This window comes from uncultured Rossellomorea sp. (genome assembly GCF_947488365.1).
Lineage (GTDB): Bacteria > Bacillota > Bacilli > Bacillales > Bacillaceae_B > Rossellomorea.
This window is the reverse complement of sequence record NZ_CANKZT010000008.1, coordinates 12,154-27,425: the sequence shown is the minus strand read 5'-3', so window position 1 is coordinate 27,425 and position 15,272 is coordinate 12,154. Positions and strand designations below refer to the sequence as shown.

The window sequence follows — 15,272 nt, the reverse complement described above, 5'->3', positions numbered from 1 at the left end:
ATTTTTTGTTACTACCAATCTGTCTGTTGCTTTCACTTTACTAGAATCCCAGAATGAAAACGTTTACTATTTTCGGGTAAAAAGGTTTAATTTTTTTGGAAGTTTTTCATATAAAAAACCCCTGGCATCTGCCAGAGGTTTCTATTCCATATCATTCAATTCTTCATTAATCTTTCGAACGGCTTCTTCTGCAGACGTTCTTACATCCTTCCCTCCGATCCCCACGTCTTCGAATAAGGTTTTGACTGCATCGCTGACGACAGGATAGGCGGGGGTAACCGGTCTGTTCTTTGAATACTTCTGTGCTTGCTGTACGAAAATATTCTTAGGATATTCATTGAACTCGGGAAAGGCTTCTGCAACAGAATAACGGGCCGGAACATCCCCGGTGATTTCCACATACTTCTTTGCTCCTTCAAAGCTGGTGACGTAACGGATAAACTCCCACGCTTCATCAGGATAGTCGGTTTCAGACGATATGCCGAGGGACCAACCTCCATTCGGAACTGCCTGATACGTTCCCTTAGGAAGGGCTGTAATGCCGAAGTCCTCCCCCAATCGGAAGTCAGGATTCATCATCGAGAGGCTCTCCACCATCCATGAACCGAGCACCGTCATCCCAAGCTTCTCGGTTTCCAGTGCCTCAGGAGGCATCTCCACTTTGGCGACTTTATGGACTTGATACAGATCCTGATAAAACTGAAGTGCTTCAAGTGATTCCGGAGAGTTCAAATACCCCCTCGCCGTCTGATTATCCGGACCCAGTACGTCACCACCGAATTGCCAGAGGAGCGGCATCTTGAAGTAGGACGGGGACTCTCCATCAGGAAATCCCTGGGCCGGATCGATTCCCGTGACATCCGGGGATAACGCAGATATTTTCTTTGCTGCTTCAAGTACCTCTTCCCACGTCATCGGATCATTCGGGTTTTTGGATGGGAGCGGCACCCCGGCTTTTTCGAATAAATGAATATTATAAAAAAGTGCCACACTTGATTCTACAATCGGTGATAAGTAGATTTCATCCTCATACGTGATTCCCTTTAAAGTCGGAGAGGCCAGATCCTCTATGTGTCCACCATTTCTCATATAGCTGTCCAAAGATAGAAGAGAACCTGCACTGGCATAAAGGGCGAGGGTCGGCGTATCGATCGTCATGATATCAGGAGGGTCACCCGCTGCGATTTCGGTTCTAAGCTTCAACTCATAATCACCATATGCTATGGGGACCATCTCTACTTCAATTTCCGGATGCTCCTTATTGAACTCATTCACCAGCTCGTCATATGCCTGATTTTCGAGGTCCGTCCCCCTGTTTCTCCAGAATGTCAGGTGGATCTTAGACTCGTCATCCACTTTTTCTCCTACTTGTTCTCCTCCACCATCTTGGAAGGAGGTGAAATAGAAGACGATGTATACCCCGGCCGTAACAATGAGAATCGAAGCTGTAAGATAGATGGCAGTTAATTTGTATTTCATCGCGCCTCCCCCGCCCTATCCGCTATCATGGATTTTCGATAGTCCAAGGGCTTCTGCCCGAATCTCTTCTTGAAAACGGTGCTGAAATAGCCTGAATTGGAGTAACCCACAAGATGAGCAATCTCAATGATCTTTAACTGTTCATCCATTAATAGGGACCGGGCTTTGTCCATTCGAAGATTTACGAGATAATCACTGAAATTCTGTCCCACCTGTTCTTTAAACATCTCCGATAAATAGGCTGAATTGATATGGAATTGATCCGCAAGGGAGGTTAAGGAAATTTCATTGGCGTAGTGCCGATCCATATACTGTCTCACATTCTCCACGATGGCGGTGCCATTTGAGGAACGGCGGGTTTCACTCACTTTTTCCGTAATCGACCTTGCTGCCTCCAGTAGATTTTCTTTCACCCGGTCCCTGGAGGTCAGTTCCCATATACTCAATTGACAGTTCCATATCATTTTCTTCATGTCATCGGAATACAGATCGTATTTCCTTGCCATGGATCCAAGCATGAACAGCACCCGGTTCGCAACAAAGGAATACGACATCATCGATTGCTGGTCACATTCTGCAAGACTCGCGAGGAGGAGTTTCTTGAAAGTGCCGAAATCACCCTGCTCCATACTGTTTGAAAGCTTCCATTCCGCTTCCTCCGTAAACTCGATGGTCTGCTTATTCGTTGTCCCATCGATGAGCTGAGACTTGGCGCCTGCTGAACTTTGACTCCAGGAAAGAAGCGATGAAATATACCCGTTCTTCAACTGAGATAAGCCTCTCACCTCTTTGCCTAACCCGATGACCGTTTCAAGTTTCAGATACGTGCTGACACTGCGTTGAAGCTCACTAACAAAAAGCCGAGCTTGATTCTCACCTGAATGATGATGACAGAGGAAATGGATCATATTCGGATAGCTCGTATCATAAAAGGACAAAACCCCCTCATGCTCATAGGATAATTCCCTGCACAGCATTCTGAAAGGGAGAAACAGCTCCCTTACCTGCTCACCTTCTAAGCTTCGAATTTCGACGGTGATAAACTGCACGACCGCATCCTCTCCTGCGAGTTCATCCAGCTTCAACTGCCGCAGTCTTTCCCCGGTGATGTTCAATTCCGCCCATTCATCCTTCACCAGATGAAGCAGGTACTGCTCCCTCATTTCCTCTGCATGATGGTGAATCAATTGGGTCATTCTGTCCGTTTCGATCCTTCTTTTCTTCTCGGCTTCGATTTCATGCTTGCTCTTTCTGAGGGCAGTGGATAATTCCTCTGGATCGACAGGCTTTAGGAGATAATCTTTAACGCCTTCGACCAACGACGATCGGACATACTCGAAATCAGCATAGCCAGACAACACAATGACCTTGATATCCGGATACTCGGCCGATAACGTCTTCACCAGTTGAATCCCATCCATGACGGGCATTCTGACATCGGTCAGGACGAGATCTGGCTTTTCTTCTTCTACGACCTGCAGCGCTTCCTTTCCATTCGAAGCCTCACCGACAATATCGTATCCTTCCTCTTCCCAATTGACCTTCCACTTGAGTCCTTTCCGAATCTGGATTTCATCATCGACCAGGATCACCTTCAGCATGAATATCCCCCCTTCCACTCTTTATGTACAAGGCAATGGTAGTGCCTTGCTTCTCTTCAGATGCAATGTGATAGGTAAAATTTTCTCCGTAATACAACTTCAAGCGGCCAAGGACATTTCTCAGCCCGATGCTCCGTCCTTTGCTCTCCAATACATTCCTCGATTCATGGCGTTCAAGAATATGCTTCAATTCTTCCACGATTGCCTCAGGGATTCCGATTCCGTTGTCTTCAATCACAATCTCCACCCAGTCATCCACTTTCTTCGTGGATATGTGGATAGAGGCTGCCGTCTTCTCTATGAAACTATATTTCACCGCATTCTCCACGAGTGGCTGTATGACAAACTTAATGATTGGTAGTGAGGCAGCATCAGGATCCTCCTGGATGGAAACCGTCAGAGCCTCTTCATAACGCAGCTTGAGAATTTCTGTAAACCTCCGTATATAGGTCATTTCCTCCCCAAGTGTCACCATGTCTGTTTCCGTATTGAGGGAATATCTCATGATTCTCCCTAAATGGATCGTGACGTCAATCACCTCTTTGTTTTTCCCTTGCGCTGCCAGCCCTCCGATGATTTCCAGGGTATTATTGAGGAAATGGGGATTGATTTGCAGGAGCAGTGCCTTGTACTCCGCATCCCGCCTGCGGATGTTCGCTTCATATTCAGTTTCAATCAGAGTGTTCAACCGGTTCGTTGTCTGTCCGAACACATCCACCACATACCCAATCTCGTCATTTGCCGTCTTGATCGAAGGGATGAAATCCTTCGCTCTTTTAAAGTCCCCTGTTTCCACCAGCTTCATGGCACCCGTCAATTTCCCTAACGGCTTGACAATCGTAGAAGAAAGAAGATAAGACGCCATAATCGTCAATAAGAAAATCCAGCCACTCGTCAAAAGAAGGTTCCTCTGAAGCTCATCGATCTTCGCGAACAATTCAGACTTGGTAATTTCACTGACGAGCACCCAGTCCCCTACCTTTACCTTTTGATAGAAGATCATATACTCTTCCTTCTCATAAGGGATTTCAATCAAGCCAGAGCTTCCGATCCCCGTTTTCATGGACTGCAAACTTTCTTTTACCACGCTCTTTGGTGTATCGATGCTGCCCGTCAGCACATTTCTGCCGCGGCCATCCAGCAGGTAAACCCTCCCGTTTTCCCCCAGCTTGATCTTACTTAACGCTTTCTCAAGAAGGGAGGATGGAAAGTTGACTTTAATCACACCGGATAAATCGAGGGTGTTGATATCAAATAGAGGAAGAAGATAACTGTTTACTTGGTCAGCCATCAAATCATTATGGGAACGCAGCCAGCGCTGGTCTTCTTCATAAAAATCGTTGAACCAAATCGTCTTCTCAAGAGGAGGAAGATTTCCCGCAGTGCCCGTCCCGTCGTTCAGATAAACAGACACGGACATCGCCTTGGAATTATTAATCATCATCGAGGATAACTCGGCCTTCAACTGGTTCTTCATCAAAAGCCGTTCGGCACTCGTAGCCTCTCCATCCTTTTCCTCGGACTTAATCCATTCCTGAGTCGTCGGGTTCACCAATACCTGCTTCCCTAAATCTTCTGCCTGGGAGGTGATCGAATCAATATATAATGAATATTGCTCCATCATCTCGATCGTCGAATCCTTCGTCCGGTCCTCCATGATGGACGTAAACCAGTTGGGGATCAAGATGGATAGAACCAGAAAAGGAAACGTCAGAAGCAACGTAAAGATCATAAATAATCGGTTGCGAAGTGAGAAAAACATAGCGCCTCCATTAATCGAGGCAGAATGATTATATTCTGCTTCCGTTTCTATCAGTGTATTTTTTTGAAAACTCAAACTACTATTCTTCTTAATTTACCATAGTATAGGAGGTCAAAAAAGATGGAAAATAAATTAGGGGATGCTTGGTGGGCGGTGGCAGTTTTTCAGTATGAAGAGAATTACACCATAAAAAAAACCAGCCATCACTGACTGGTTCTTCAACAATAATAGTACATTTTCAACAAAGTTCTTATATTGGTCGGTGGAACAAAGACGCTGTCCAGGAACTAGACAGAAGCATTCTCCGTCTTCAACGCCTTCTCACCTTTTACCGTAGCATCAGCTTTTCCTTCCGACTTTCCATTAGCTGTATTACCGGTTTTAAATAAGTTGCTCTTAAAAAATCCGAACGTTAATCCAACGGTAATGACAAACGTTATGGCCATCCCAATGAAGTAGAAGCTCCAGTGTTCTGGATAAACCGATAGGAAAGATAGTACTCCGCCTACTCCTACAGATGTTGCTTTCACTCCTTGTGCCGCCAGATACGCACTTCCGATTGCACTTCCGACCATTACAGCGATGAAGGGGTATCGGAATCGAAGGTTGATCCCGTAAATGGCTGGTTCGGTAACCCCTAGCCATGCAGATAGTGTCGCTGTTAAGGACACACCTTTTAATTTCTTATTTTGCTTCAGGATAAAGAACATCGTCAATGCGGCAGCCCCTTGAGCAAGTGTAACCGTTTCCCCGATCGGCCATAACGTAACATAGCCAAGCGTACCGGCCATTTGCAGGTTTACTCCTAAGAAAATATGATGCATCCCTGTAATAACCAGTGGCCCTGAGATAAATCCATATACTCCACCGGCAAATGCAGGTGATACTTCAAACAGATAAAGAATCCCATCCGTAATCCAGTTTGAACCTGTCATCGTAATCGGTCCGATGACACCAAATGTTAAAAGTCCCGCGAACACCAATGCAAGCGGTGCCACAAATAGCATTTGTAAATTATCCGGTATGAATCGCTTCAACTGCTTTTCAGACCAAGTTAAGATCAAAGTGGCAAAAATGACGGGTAGAACCTGTCCCTGATAACCGATCCTTGCAATGTCCCATCCGAATAAGCTCCAATATTCAACATCCCCGGGGTTTTCTGCGTATGCATAAGCAGACATCAGTGAAGGATGGACCAATAACAGCCCCAGTACGATTCCCAATAATGGACTCCCGCCGAACTTCTTCGCAGCGGACCAGGCAATGAGTACAGGCAGGAAGGTAAACGCTGTATTAGCAATCACATTAATGAACTCTGCAAAGCCAGTCCAGCCAGTATGAACATCGAGGAGTGATTTTTCATCATAAAAGATTCCCGGATTTGCAAGCAGGTTATTTAATCCTAACAGTAACCCGGCAGCCACGATGGCCGGCAGAATCGGAATAAAGATATCCGCTAAGACCCGGACACCCTTTTGAAGGACATTTCCTTTCTCTGCTGTGATCTTCTTCATTTCATCCTTACTTACTTCATCAGCACCGGTTTGTTGTACAAATTCTTTGTAGACTTTATCAACCGTCCCAGGACCGATGATCACCTGAAACTGACCACTCGCTGAGAACGTTCCTTTCACGAGTTCATTTTCCTCTAAAGCCTCTTTATCTACCAAACTCTCATCTACTAACACCAAACGCAGCCTCGTCACACAATGCGACGCATTACTGACGTTTTCTGAACCCCCTATATTCTTTATAATGTCAGCAACATTCTCTTTAAAGCCCATCTCATGACCTCCTCATTTAATCGCTTACATAAATTTTCTAACTTGTTTAAACAAGTTCGTTATAGTACAGTATAAATTGTTATCAAAAGTTGTCAAGAAAAATTGTGAAAAGGAGTGTTGAAAGTTGGATATAAAAGTCACGCCGATGAGCCACTTTGGTTCCTATATGGCACTCACATACCAGGAGAGCGAAGTCCCTGAGAAAAAAGGTATTTATGTTAATTCAGTACGAGGTAAATCCAAGCAGCACCAGAATGCACTCAAGATCATACCTACAGTGAACGGGATCCCGGTTGAGTACACATATAAAGCCGATGAATTTAAAATCTCCCTTTCATTCGACGGCGGAGAATTACAGCTTTGCTTTGAAGATTCAGAGAGAATCTTTGCAAAAGGCACTGGAGAGAACGTTGGGCTCACACTCGATACCCAGCCTGTTTTCAACTTTGAATATAACTATCTATTAGGGAATACCGGTGAAGAATTCTGCCTCATCAACAGCTACAAGAATCTGACCAAGTACATGATCTTTGCACCGAACGGCTCAGTCAGCCTGCAGCAAAATGTATTCATGGACACGACAGGCAGTACGAATAAGGCGGATAACCTGTCCAGTATACACATTACCCAAAATGAAGGTGACAAAGACTTCCTTTGTGTCATCGAAGACGTCCCGACCCACGGGGCTGTTCCGGAAAAAAGAGAATACACGTTTGAAGCAGCTTTAGAAAAAAGCACGAATCACTTTTCTGCTTTCTTATCAAAACAGCCGGATGTCCCTGAAGGATATGAACAGACACTCAGAGAAGCGGCTTATCTGAACTGGACATGTATCGTGAATGAGCAAGGTCTTTTAAAAAGAAAAGCCATGTATATGTCGAATGCCAACTTCCCTGGTGTATGGAGCTGGGACAATGCCTTCAACGGATTGGCTCTTGCCGGTGTCGACAATGAGCTCGCTTGGGATCAGATCCAGCTGCTATTCGATCACCAGGACGATAAAGGTCAAATCCCGGGGTCCGTCAGCGATTCGACCATCCGCTGGAATTTCTCCAAACCGCCGGTACAAGGTTTATTCGTGTTGAAAATGATGGAGAAAATGTCGCTGTCCACCGGGCAATTGGAGACCATCTACTCTCAAACTAAGAGACATGTAGAATTCTATCTTCAATACAAGGATTTTAATGGGGATGGCATTTGCGAGTACCATCACGGAAATGACTCCGGACAGGATAACAGCACCGTTTTCAGAGACGCCAATATCATCGATTCACCTGATTTGACGGCGTTCCTGATTAAATCGATGGATATGCTGGCCGTTGTTTCGGGTAAATTGGAGCACGAAGAGGATAAGAGGTATTGGGAAAGGGAAGCGGAACGATATACGAAGAAGTTCTGTGAGTACTTTCTGGTAGATGACCTGCCCGTCGCCCGTTTTACCAGAGACGGAAAAATGATCGAGAGTCAAGGGAGTCTGCCATTGGTATCGATTATTCTGGCCGACAAACTTCCTGAGGCTCCTCGAAAAAAAATGATTGAAGTCTTGAGCAGTGACCGGTATTTAACCAAATGGGGAATCGCTTCCGAAGCAATCGACAGCCCTCTATATGAAGAGGATGCGTATTGGAGGGGACCGATTTGGGCACCTACCACCCTCCTGTTTGTAGAAGCATTTGAAGAGTGCGGAGAATTTGAACTGGCAACGGAAGTAGCACGGAAATTCCTGGACCTTTGCAAGCACGGGGGATTTGCGGAAAACTTCCATGCAGAAACTGGAGAAGGATTAAGAGACCTGGCCCATACATGGACATCCAGTGTGTTTATCCACTTAGCTGCAAAACTAGCAAAATAGAGAAAAAAAGTGTACGAGATGAAAATATCTCGTACACTTTTTTATTTCCGCTGTGTCTGATCAAAAAAGACAAAATTCCCTGGTGTATGTCTGGATTGAGTATGCTCGAACATCACACCATCTGCATTAAAGATGTGGCTCGTCACAACCACGACACTATTAAATCCATCCAGCTTCAAGTACTCCTCATCCGCTTCCGTTGTTCGTTCCACAACCATTTTCCTCTTTGCCGTGACCGCTCTCTGGTTCAACTCTCTTTCCAGAAATTCATAAATCGAATCTTCCGCGATATCGATTGTGAGACCTTTTACGACATCTTTCCGGAAATAATTGTAGTCCATGATCACCGGATTCCCCTCTAAATAACGGACACGCTTGAGATGATACACGTCAACACCGACCGGAAGCAGCGTGTGCTCATGAATCGATTCATCCACGGTCAATTCCTCAAACACAACCACTTTCGTCTGATGCTTCTTATGATTTCGGAGGGCAAACTCTTTGAACGTCTCCGTCTCCCCAAACATATATTCATTCTGCTTGAAATCCTGATAAATCACACGGGCCCCCTGGCCATGCTTCGTCTGCACATACCCTTCATTGACGAGATTCCCAATCGCTCTGCGCACTGTATTCCGTGAGCAATCATACTCTTTCACCAGCGTATTCTCTGAAGGAAGCAATTGCTGATACTCATAGACATTCTTTTCAATTTTTTGCTTTAAATCTTCATATATTTCTACGTACTTCGTTCTCGGCATAATAGCCTCCTATGTTACCTATCCGTATGTATGATGCTTAGTGGCACCATTATATCCTATTGTTCCTATAGAAGATAGTAACATAAGTTAAAGGGGAAAATCCTCAAGAAACAAGAGGACCGTACCATGTCTCCCTCTATTCTAAATGAGAAAGCTCCCTATTAATCAATCCATTATATTCTTCCCAATCCTTCTCATCATTCTTTATGAGTAGTTTTCTCATATCCATGGAATCAATCAATCTTAATTCTTCATCCCTTCGCATTTCCAAGTACTCAACCAGTCCATTGAACCCTGTGAGAAGTTTATCTTTTCCGTAGCCATTCTTCATGTGATAGTCGGTGAAGAAGTCCCTCCAGCCTGGATCACGTTCTTCAAAAACCTGTTTAAAAGATTTACGGATGTCATCTTGATACAGATAGACCAGCAAAGGATTCAGAGGGTTAATCAAAGAGCCGATCTTGGATAAATGATGTTCCAGTCTGGGTACGCCGGCGTTATGTTTTGCAATAAATTTTGTAAATGGATTTTGTAGAAAACAGCATTCAAAAATATATACGGTGTTGCCAAAGTTCGTATCGTTAATAAATTCCTCCCAATAGTTGTATGACACTTTTTCATACGTTTCCAAATTCAATTCATACACATCATAAGAGGCTAAATCATCCGCGATAAGAGAGTTACCGCCATCCTCTTTCCCTAATTCGTGATATTGAATAAAATACCAGTCCTCTTTTTCTTTTGTATACTTCATGATTAGATCTTGCTCTTTTGGATATTTAGTTAAGAGCTCCCTGAATTGAGTATGATTTAAACAGGAAGTAAATTCGTAATCTGCAGGATGCCCTGGATTTCCCTCCTGATAAAGCTTTACATGTGATCCTGACTCCTCCAAATGATGTTTGATATAGGTAGCTGTTGTAGTCTTTCCTGATCCAGGTATACCTTCAATAATGATCAGCTTCGTATTCATGTCATACACTTCCCTTAGGTTTCTCTCTTTCTTGCCTTTTAGGCTCTACGTTTTCAATCTATTCCGCTCATTAGACATTCTTTATCTCGACCTATTTTTCCTTCTCAACCCCTAATTAAGAAATTTTCGGGACGGGTTTTATCTAATTTTAAAGAGATTAGGAGTTTTGGAGAGGCTGCAGGACGATTTTGGGATGATTACTTCGATGGAGTGTACCTTCGCGACAATAATCAATCCAGTTTGAACCACTTTCAATCCTGATTTCGGATTATCAATCCGGTTTAGGATTTAATGATCCGAAATTTGATTTATTAATCCGTTTTTCAATTAATTGATCCTCCGTGTCGAATTTTCTTTAGGCTCATTTGGGACTCAACAGGCGCTGCTTATTTGTGGAATATTATATTTTAATTTCAAATTCCCCCTTGCTATGAAACCCGTTTCATACTTTAGGCTAAAAGAAGAATGTGAGGTATCACATTCACCTTATACGATTGGCGTTACGTCATTCTGGCGGCGTGACAATCATAGAGGTAGAAGTGTTCATCAATCATGAACACTTTTTTTATTTCATTTAAAAAGAAATCACCCTAACCTCTCACCCTGGTAATCTATGCTACTATGGGAATAACAAGAAGGGGGATGAATCCACATGTCCATGTTCAATAAAGTGATTGCCAGTTTCGGCATTGGTTCCGCGACGGTTGATACAAAGGTGATGAATGTCCATATTCAGCAGGGTGAGATGCTCGCGGGAGTCGTTGAGGTAAAAGGCGGGAGCACGGATCAACGAATCGAGTCGATCCACCTGAAGCTGATGACGCTGTACGGCCATGAAGGCGGCGATCGACTGTCACCTGCCGTCGTGGAAATCCATCAGCTCAATGATCCCTTTACTATTTCAAAGGGAGAAAAGAAGCACATTCCGTTCTCATTCAAGGTACCTCTGGATACGCCGATCACGATGTTACATCCTGAAACGCAGAAGAACGTGCCACCGGTCTGGATCGATACGGGCGTCGATATCAAGAATGCTGTTGACCCAAAGGACAAGGATTACGTATCGGTTGACCCGACAACCGTACATGAAAATATTATTGATGCCATCAAGGTCATCGGATTTAAATTCAAGCAGATGGAGAGTCAGAACACCCCGGCATGGGTGAAAACGAACCGTCCTTTCGTACAGCAATATGAATTCACCCCATCCTTCGGGAAATACAGCCGAACGCTTGATGAACTTGAAGTCTACATCCTTCAGGGCGATCATGAAACCACCATCTACTTCGAAATCGACAAGCGCAGCAAAGGAACGATGGCTGCCTTGAAAGAAAAGTTCAACCTGGATGAACACAGAGGAAGCGTGACCCTCGACAATCAGGAGATCCTGGTTAACAGAAGCCGTGTGAGTGATACGTTTGAGGAGATTATTGATGATGTTCTTTAAATAAAATGGAGCCTGCCCCTCACCTCGTTTCACCGAGAAGGGCAGGCTCTTACTATTTCCGCTACTTTTTTACCTGGTAATGAAGCCACACCGAACCCTCACCGACAGGCTTCATCGTTTTCAATTCCAAACGGGTGACGCTTCCCAAATCGGTTAAATCCGGTGATTCGAAAAGGGATGGTGTAGCCGTTCCACCTATGGCTAAAGGGGCAATGACGAGGCTCACTTCATCAATCAATCCCTGTCTTAAAAACGCCCCATTGATCCCTCCGCCTCCACTAAGCCCCAATCGCCTGAAGCCTGATTCATAGAGTTTATGTAGCGCGAGAGGCAAATCGATGTAATCACCTCTGCCCGCTTGCAGGTAGGTAATTCCCTTACGTTCTAATTGTTCGATATAGTCCCCCGGAACATCCTCCCGGGTGATAACCAATAACCCTTCAGTCTGGAACCAGTCAATGCGTCCCTTCCCATCAAACACAATATACGCCTTTGATTTCCGGGGCTCATAAATCGGTTTCTCCAGTTCCACCCAATCGTTTCCCCACACAATCAGACTTTCACTACCTGATACCAACCCATCGCAATCCAATTCATCATACAGCTGATGCGTGATGTCATTCGCCTCCCCGTCTATCCCTGCTGCTGTCCATTCCATCACATTTCGGTTCGGAGCCGTTGTGATTTTCCCATCAATAGAAGAAAAGACGTTCAAAATGACTTCAGGTCTTTTCATTTGAAATCCCCCTTTTCACGTTCTATCTATCATGGTAAAAGAAATGTAAAAAAGAATGTCAGTGTTTTTTCATTTATTAAAGAAATTTAACTTTTTTGTTTAAAATGTTTGAATATTGAGACAATGGTTAGTATAATAGAAAAAAGGTCAAGGAGTTGATTTTTCATGAAGAAGTATTTGCTAAATTCACCACAGTCCGAGGTACCCGGCATAGACTCTCTTTTTGCAGAAATGATTTTGGACAAGGCCCTGCTAACATTCCGGAAAGAGCAACTCGAACAGAAAATCGACCAATCTTTACGTGATCGAAACAAAGAAGAATTCCTGCGGCTGACTGAGGAGTTAAATCAGATCCGTAAAGATCACGAGGAAAAGGATGTAACAGTATAAACGATTCATAAGATATAAATAAGCCAGTTGGTTTCTAATGGGAACAGTGCTCTTGCTGATTTTGGCAGGGGCATTGTTTTTTATGATTGCACCGAATACGGCGGTCTGCCCCCGGCGTGCCGATGTTTTATCCCAAATAAATTATTTTCCACTCCCGTAATCATGCCAGGTTGTGGTATTTCTTCATTATAATAACCAAAAGGACGGTCCACTTGCCCTCAGCATGCGAACCGTCCTTCTCTCAATCCAGTTCCCGAACCTCAATCGGAATCAATGTCCGTGCAATTTGCTCCCGATGAGCCTCGTATCTCTCCGGAAGCATCAAGCTATTCCCCATCGTTTCCTGGGATTCATCATGTGCAAACCCGGGAGGATCCGTTGCGATTTCAAACAGGATTTCACCGTGCTCCCGGAAATATATTGCGTTAAAATATTGGCGGTCCTGTACCGGTGTGACGCGGTATCCATTGTCAGCCACGACCTTTTGCCATTCCAGTTGATCTCTGTCATCGACTGCACGCCAGGCAATGTGATGAACGGTGCCGACGCCTGCCTGACCGCGTCCGATCGGGGTTAATTTCAGGTCGATGATGTTACCGATATCAGCAGGTGAACGGAAGCGTTTGAAATCTCCTTCTTCCCCGACGAGTTCGAGCCCCATGACGTTTTCCAATAGATCAGCCGTTTGATTCGGTTGAGACGATAAGAGAGTCGCACCGCCGAAACCTTTGATGGCAACTTCAGGTGTCACCCCTCCATGCGTCCAGGTATTTGCTTCTCCTTCTTCCCGTTCCACGATTTCCAGGTGAAGTCCATGTGGATCATCGAACTCCAAATACTCTTCACCGAATCGTTCCATTTTCGTGAACGGAATACTGAACGTTTCGAGTCTCTCTTCCCAGAAGCCCATTGCGCCTTTTGGAACGACATACGATGTCACTCCCACCTGCCCGTCCCCGATCTTGCCTTGATAGGCACCAGCCCATGGAAAGAATGTGATGATCGTACCCGGCTTCCCGCCTTCATCCCCGAAATACAAATGATACGTACCCGGGTCATCGAAATTGACGGTTTGCTTTACCAGGCGCAGGCCAAGGACGCCAGAATAAAAATCTACGTTTTCTTGCGGATGTCCGACGATGGCGGTGATATGATGGATCCCCATTGTTTGTTTGTTCATTTCATTCACTCTCCTATTAAAGTTAATGTTATCGATAATGTAGATTCGTATTCTTTGATTATTATCTCGAATTCGAGATATACAGTTAAAAAATAAATCTCAATTTGAAATATCTTGAATATGAGATAATTATATATCGTATTTATTTTGAAGTCAACTTGTTTTCATGTTGGTTAGTCATGACCTCGTTACATAAAATGATTGAAAAGATGCAATTGATAAATATATCCTTTTTGTGTAAAATTACACTAAAAGGATGGTGACAGCTCTTGGATATTGTATTCATGATTTTATTAGGATTTCCGGTCCTTTCGATGATCGTCGGTATGGTTGGTTATTACCTCTTTAAAAACATCCTGGTCTCACCAGTGGTGGTCTTTCTAGCGACGCTTGTTGCCACTTTTACTGTATTCAATGATTCGTTCCTGGTATGGGTTTTTGTGTATACCTGTTTAGCTTTTCTTTCAGGCTTAGTGGTTAAGATCTTTAAAGAAAACAAGGGGGCAATATGAAGAATTTTCTTTCTGGAATGTTGTTTAGTTTACTCTTATTACTCTCGTTTATTTTCATTCGGACGGTGGCCGGGGTGTGGGTATCTTTTGCATGGTCACTCTTTATCACGACCGCTGTTTTTCTTTTCTATGGAAGGAAGAAAAAATGGAGTGGAAAAGATATCGTTTTGATTTCTTTCGGTACCGGTCTTTTCTATATATTATTTGCTTCCTTTGGAATAAGTTTAGTCCCACCCGAACCTATAAGGGATCTGGGTGATATCGTCATGCCTTATCTGTATGCTGGTGTGTTTGGGGGATGCACAATGATCGTGCTGGTTTTATCAGGATTGGTCATTAACAAACAGAGATAGCAGCCCTTCATTAGTGTCGAATCTTCTTTGTAGGCACCCACAGAAAAAGCTGAAGAATCCTATTCTTCAGCTTTTTTTCAAGATATTCACTTTACACCCTCTGCAAGCTCCCTCATGGAGTTCAACGTAGCAGTCAGTTCTAAGAACCACTCTTCATCCCCTGTTTCCAAGGCAAGGTCAATGAGGAACTGTATCTGCTCCTTATTTGTGACGTGTGCATCAGGGATTTTATTCACCTGTCTGTTTAACAGGGGAATGCTTTTTCCTTCAATGGTTTTATTGTCACTGGTCACGATTTTCGCTTTTACGGCTCCCCCTTTGGTATCAAGGTTCTCTATATAGCCGATGACCAATTCACCAGTAAGTAATTTCCCTTTGACCCAATCCCCAATTTTCAAAATAGATTGCTGGTTAGACATACTTTTTCACCTTCTCAACTGTA

At 44.1% G+C, this 15,272-nt stretch carries 14 protein-coding genes; 5 read left to right on the top strand and 9 right to left on the bottom strand.

Translation table 11 applies throughout. From position 1 onward, the window contains the following. Positions 1-141 precede the first annotated feature (141 nt). The 4 genes from Q1B03_RS19755 to Q1B03_RS19740 all read right to left on the bottom strand — a co-directional run bounded on the left by Q1B03_RS19755 (position 142) and on the right by Q1B03_RS19740 (position 6,626). A complete protein-coding gene (locus tag Q1B03_RS19755) occupies positions 142-1,479 on the bottom strand; it encodes a sugar ABC transporter substrate-binding protein (RefSeq protein WP_299745757.1) in 1,338 nt (445 codons plus the stop codon). Continuing rightward, the gene (locus Q1B03_RS19750) at positions 1,476-3,080 is read right to left on the bottom strand and encodes a response regulator transcription factor (RefSeq protein WP_299745755.1); all 1,605 of its coding nucleotides are present in this window, start codon (positions 3,078-3,080) and stop codon (positions 1,476-1,478) included. Before Q1B03_RS19750 ends, Q1B03_RS19755 begins: the two co-directional genes overlap by 4 nt. After that, on the bottom strand, positions 3,055-4,917 hold the full coding sequence (locus Q1B03_RS19745; protein WP_299745752.1) for a sensor histidine kinase: 1,863 nt from the start codon (positions 4,915-4,917) through the stop codon (positions 3,055-3,057). The genes Q1B03_RS19750 and Q1B03_RS19745 overlap by 26 nt, the downstream gene beginning before the upstream one ends. Positions 4,918-5,129: 212 nt before the next feature. Beyond that, complete coding sequence (locus Q1B03_RS19740) at positions 5,130-6,626, bottom strand: PTS transporter subunit EIIC (RefSeq protein WP_299745749.1); 1,497 nt, start codon at positions 6,624-6,626, stop codon at positions 5,130-5,132. A 124-nt stretch (positions 6,627-6,750) separates the two neighbouring features. Between Q1B03_RS19740 and Q1B03_RS19735 the strand changes: the two genes are divergently transcribed. Then, on the top strand, positions 6,751-8,478 hold the full coding sequence (locus Q1B03_RS19735; protein WP_299745746.1) for an amylo-alpha-1,6-glucosidase: 1,728 nt from the start codon (positions 6,751-6,753) through the stop codon (positions 8,476-8,478). A 41-nt stretch (positions 8,479-8,519) separates the two neighbouring features. Here the strand turns inward: Q1B03_RS19735 and Q1B03_RS19730 are convergent, their stop codons facing one another. Beyond that, positions 8,520-9,239, bottom strand: a complete 720-nt coding sequence (locus Q1B03_RS19730) for a UTRA domain-containing protein (protein ID WP_299745743.1) — start codon at positions 9,237-9,239, stop codon at positions 8,520-8,522. A 136-nt stretch (positions 9,240-9,375) separates the two neighbouring features. After that, entirely contained in the window at positions 9,376-10,212 is an 837-nt protein-coding gene (locus Q1B03_RS19725) for a hypothetical protein (RefSeq protein WP_299745740.1), read from the bottom strand. Positions 10,213-10,864: 652 nt separating this feature from the next. Between Q1B03_RS19725 and Q1B03_RS19720 the strand changes: the two genes are divergently transcribed. Then, the gene (locus Q1B03_RS19720) at positions 10,865-11,659 is read left to right on the top strand and encodes a sporulation protein (protein WP_299745737.1); all 795 of its coding nucleotides are present in this window, start codon (positions 10,865-10,867) and stop codon (positions 11,657-11,659) included. Between the two features lie 61 nt (positions 11,660-11,720). On the opposite strand, the gene Q1B03_RS19715 is transcribed toward Q1B03_RS19720, so the two are convergent. Next, a complete protein-coding gene (locus tag Q1B03_RS19715) occupies positions 11,721-12,395 on the bottom strand; it encodes a RibD family protein (RefSeq protein WP_299745734.1) in 675 nt (224 codons plus the stop codon). Positions 12,396-12,560: 165 nt separating this feature from the next. Here Q1B03_RS19715 and Q1B03_RS19710 point away from each other — a divergent pair, with 165 nt between their 5' ends. Beyond that, positions 12,561-12,785 (top strand): IDEAL domain-containing protein, encoded by a 225-nt coding sequence (locus tag Q1B03_RS19710; protein WP_282137216.1) that lies wholly within the window; start codon positions 12,561-12,563, stop codon positions 12,783-12,785. Positions 12,786-13,026: 241 nt separating this feature from the next. On the opposite strand, the gene Q1B03_RS19705 is transcribed toward Q1B03_RS19710, so the two are convergent. Next, on the bottom strand, positions 13,027-13,965 hold the full coding sequence (locus tag Q1B03_RS19705; RefSeq protein ID WP_299745727.1) for a ring-cleaving dioxygenase: 939 nt from the start codon (positions 13,963-13,965) through the stop codon (positions 13,027-13,029). A gap of 269 nt (positions 13,966-14,234) precedes the next feature. Here Q1B03_RS19705 and Q1B03_RS19700 point away from each other — a divergent pair, with 269 nt between their 5' ends. After that, positions 14,235-14,477: a DUF2651 family protein gene (locus Q1B03_RS19700; protein ID WP_299745724.1), complete on the top strand. Its 243-nt coding sequence runs from the start codon at positions 14,235-14,237 to the stop codon at positions 14,475-14,477. Then, positions 14,474-14,830, top strand: a complete 357-nt coding sequence (locus Q1B03_RS19695) for a hypothetical protein (protein WP_299745721.1) — start codon at positions 14,474-14,476, stop codon at positions 14,828-14,830. The genes Q1B03_RS19700 and Q1B03_RS19695 overlap by 4 nt, the downstream gene beginning before the upstream one ends. A gap of 86 nt (positions 14,831-14,916) precedes the next feature. Here Q1B03_RS19695 and Q1B03_RS19690 read toward each other — a convergent pair whose 3' ends face one another. Continuing rightward, positions 14,917-15,249 (bottom strand): IDEAL domain-containing protein, encoded by a 333-nt coding sequence (locus tag Q1B03_RS19690; RefSeq protein ID WP_299745718.1) that lies wholly within the window; start codon positions 15,247-15,249, stop codon positions 14,917-14,919. Positions 15,250-15,272: the final 23 nt, after the last annotated feature.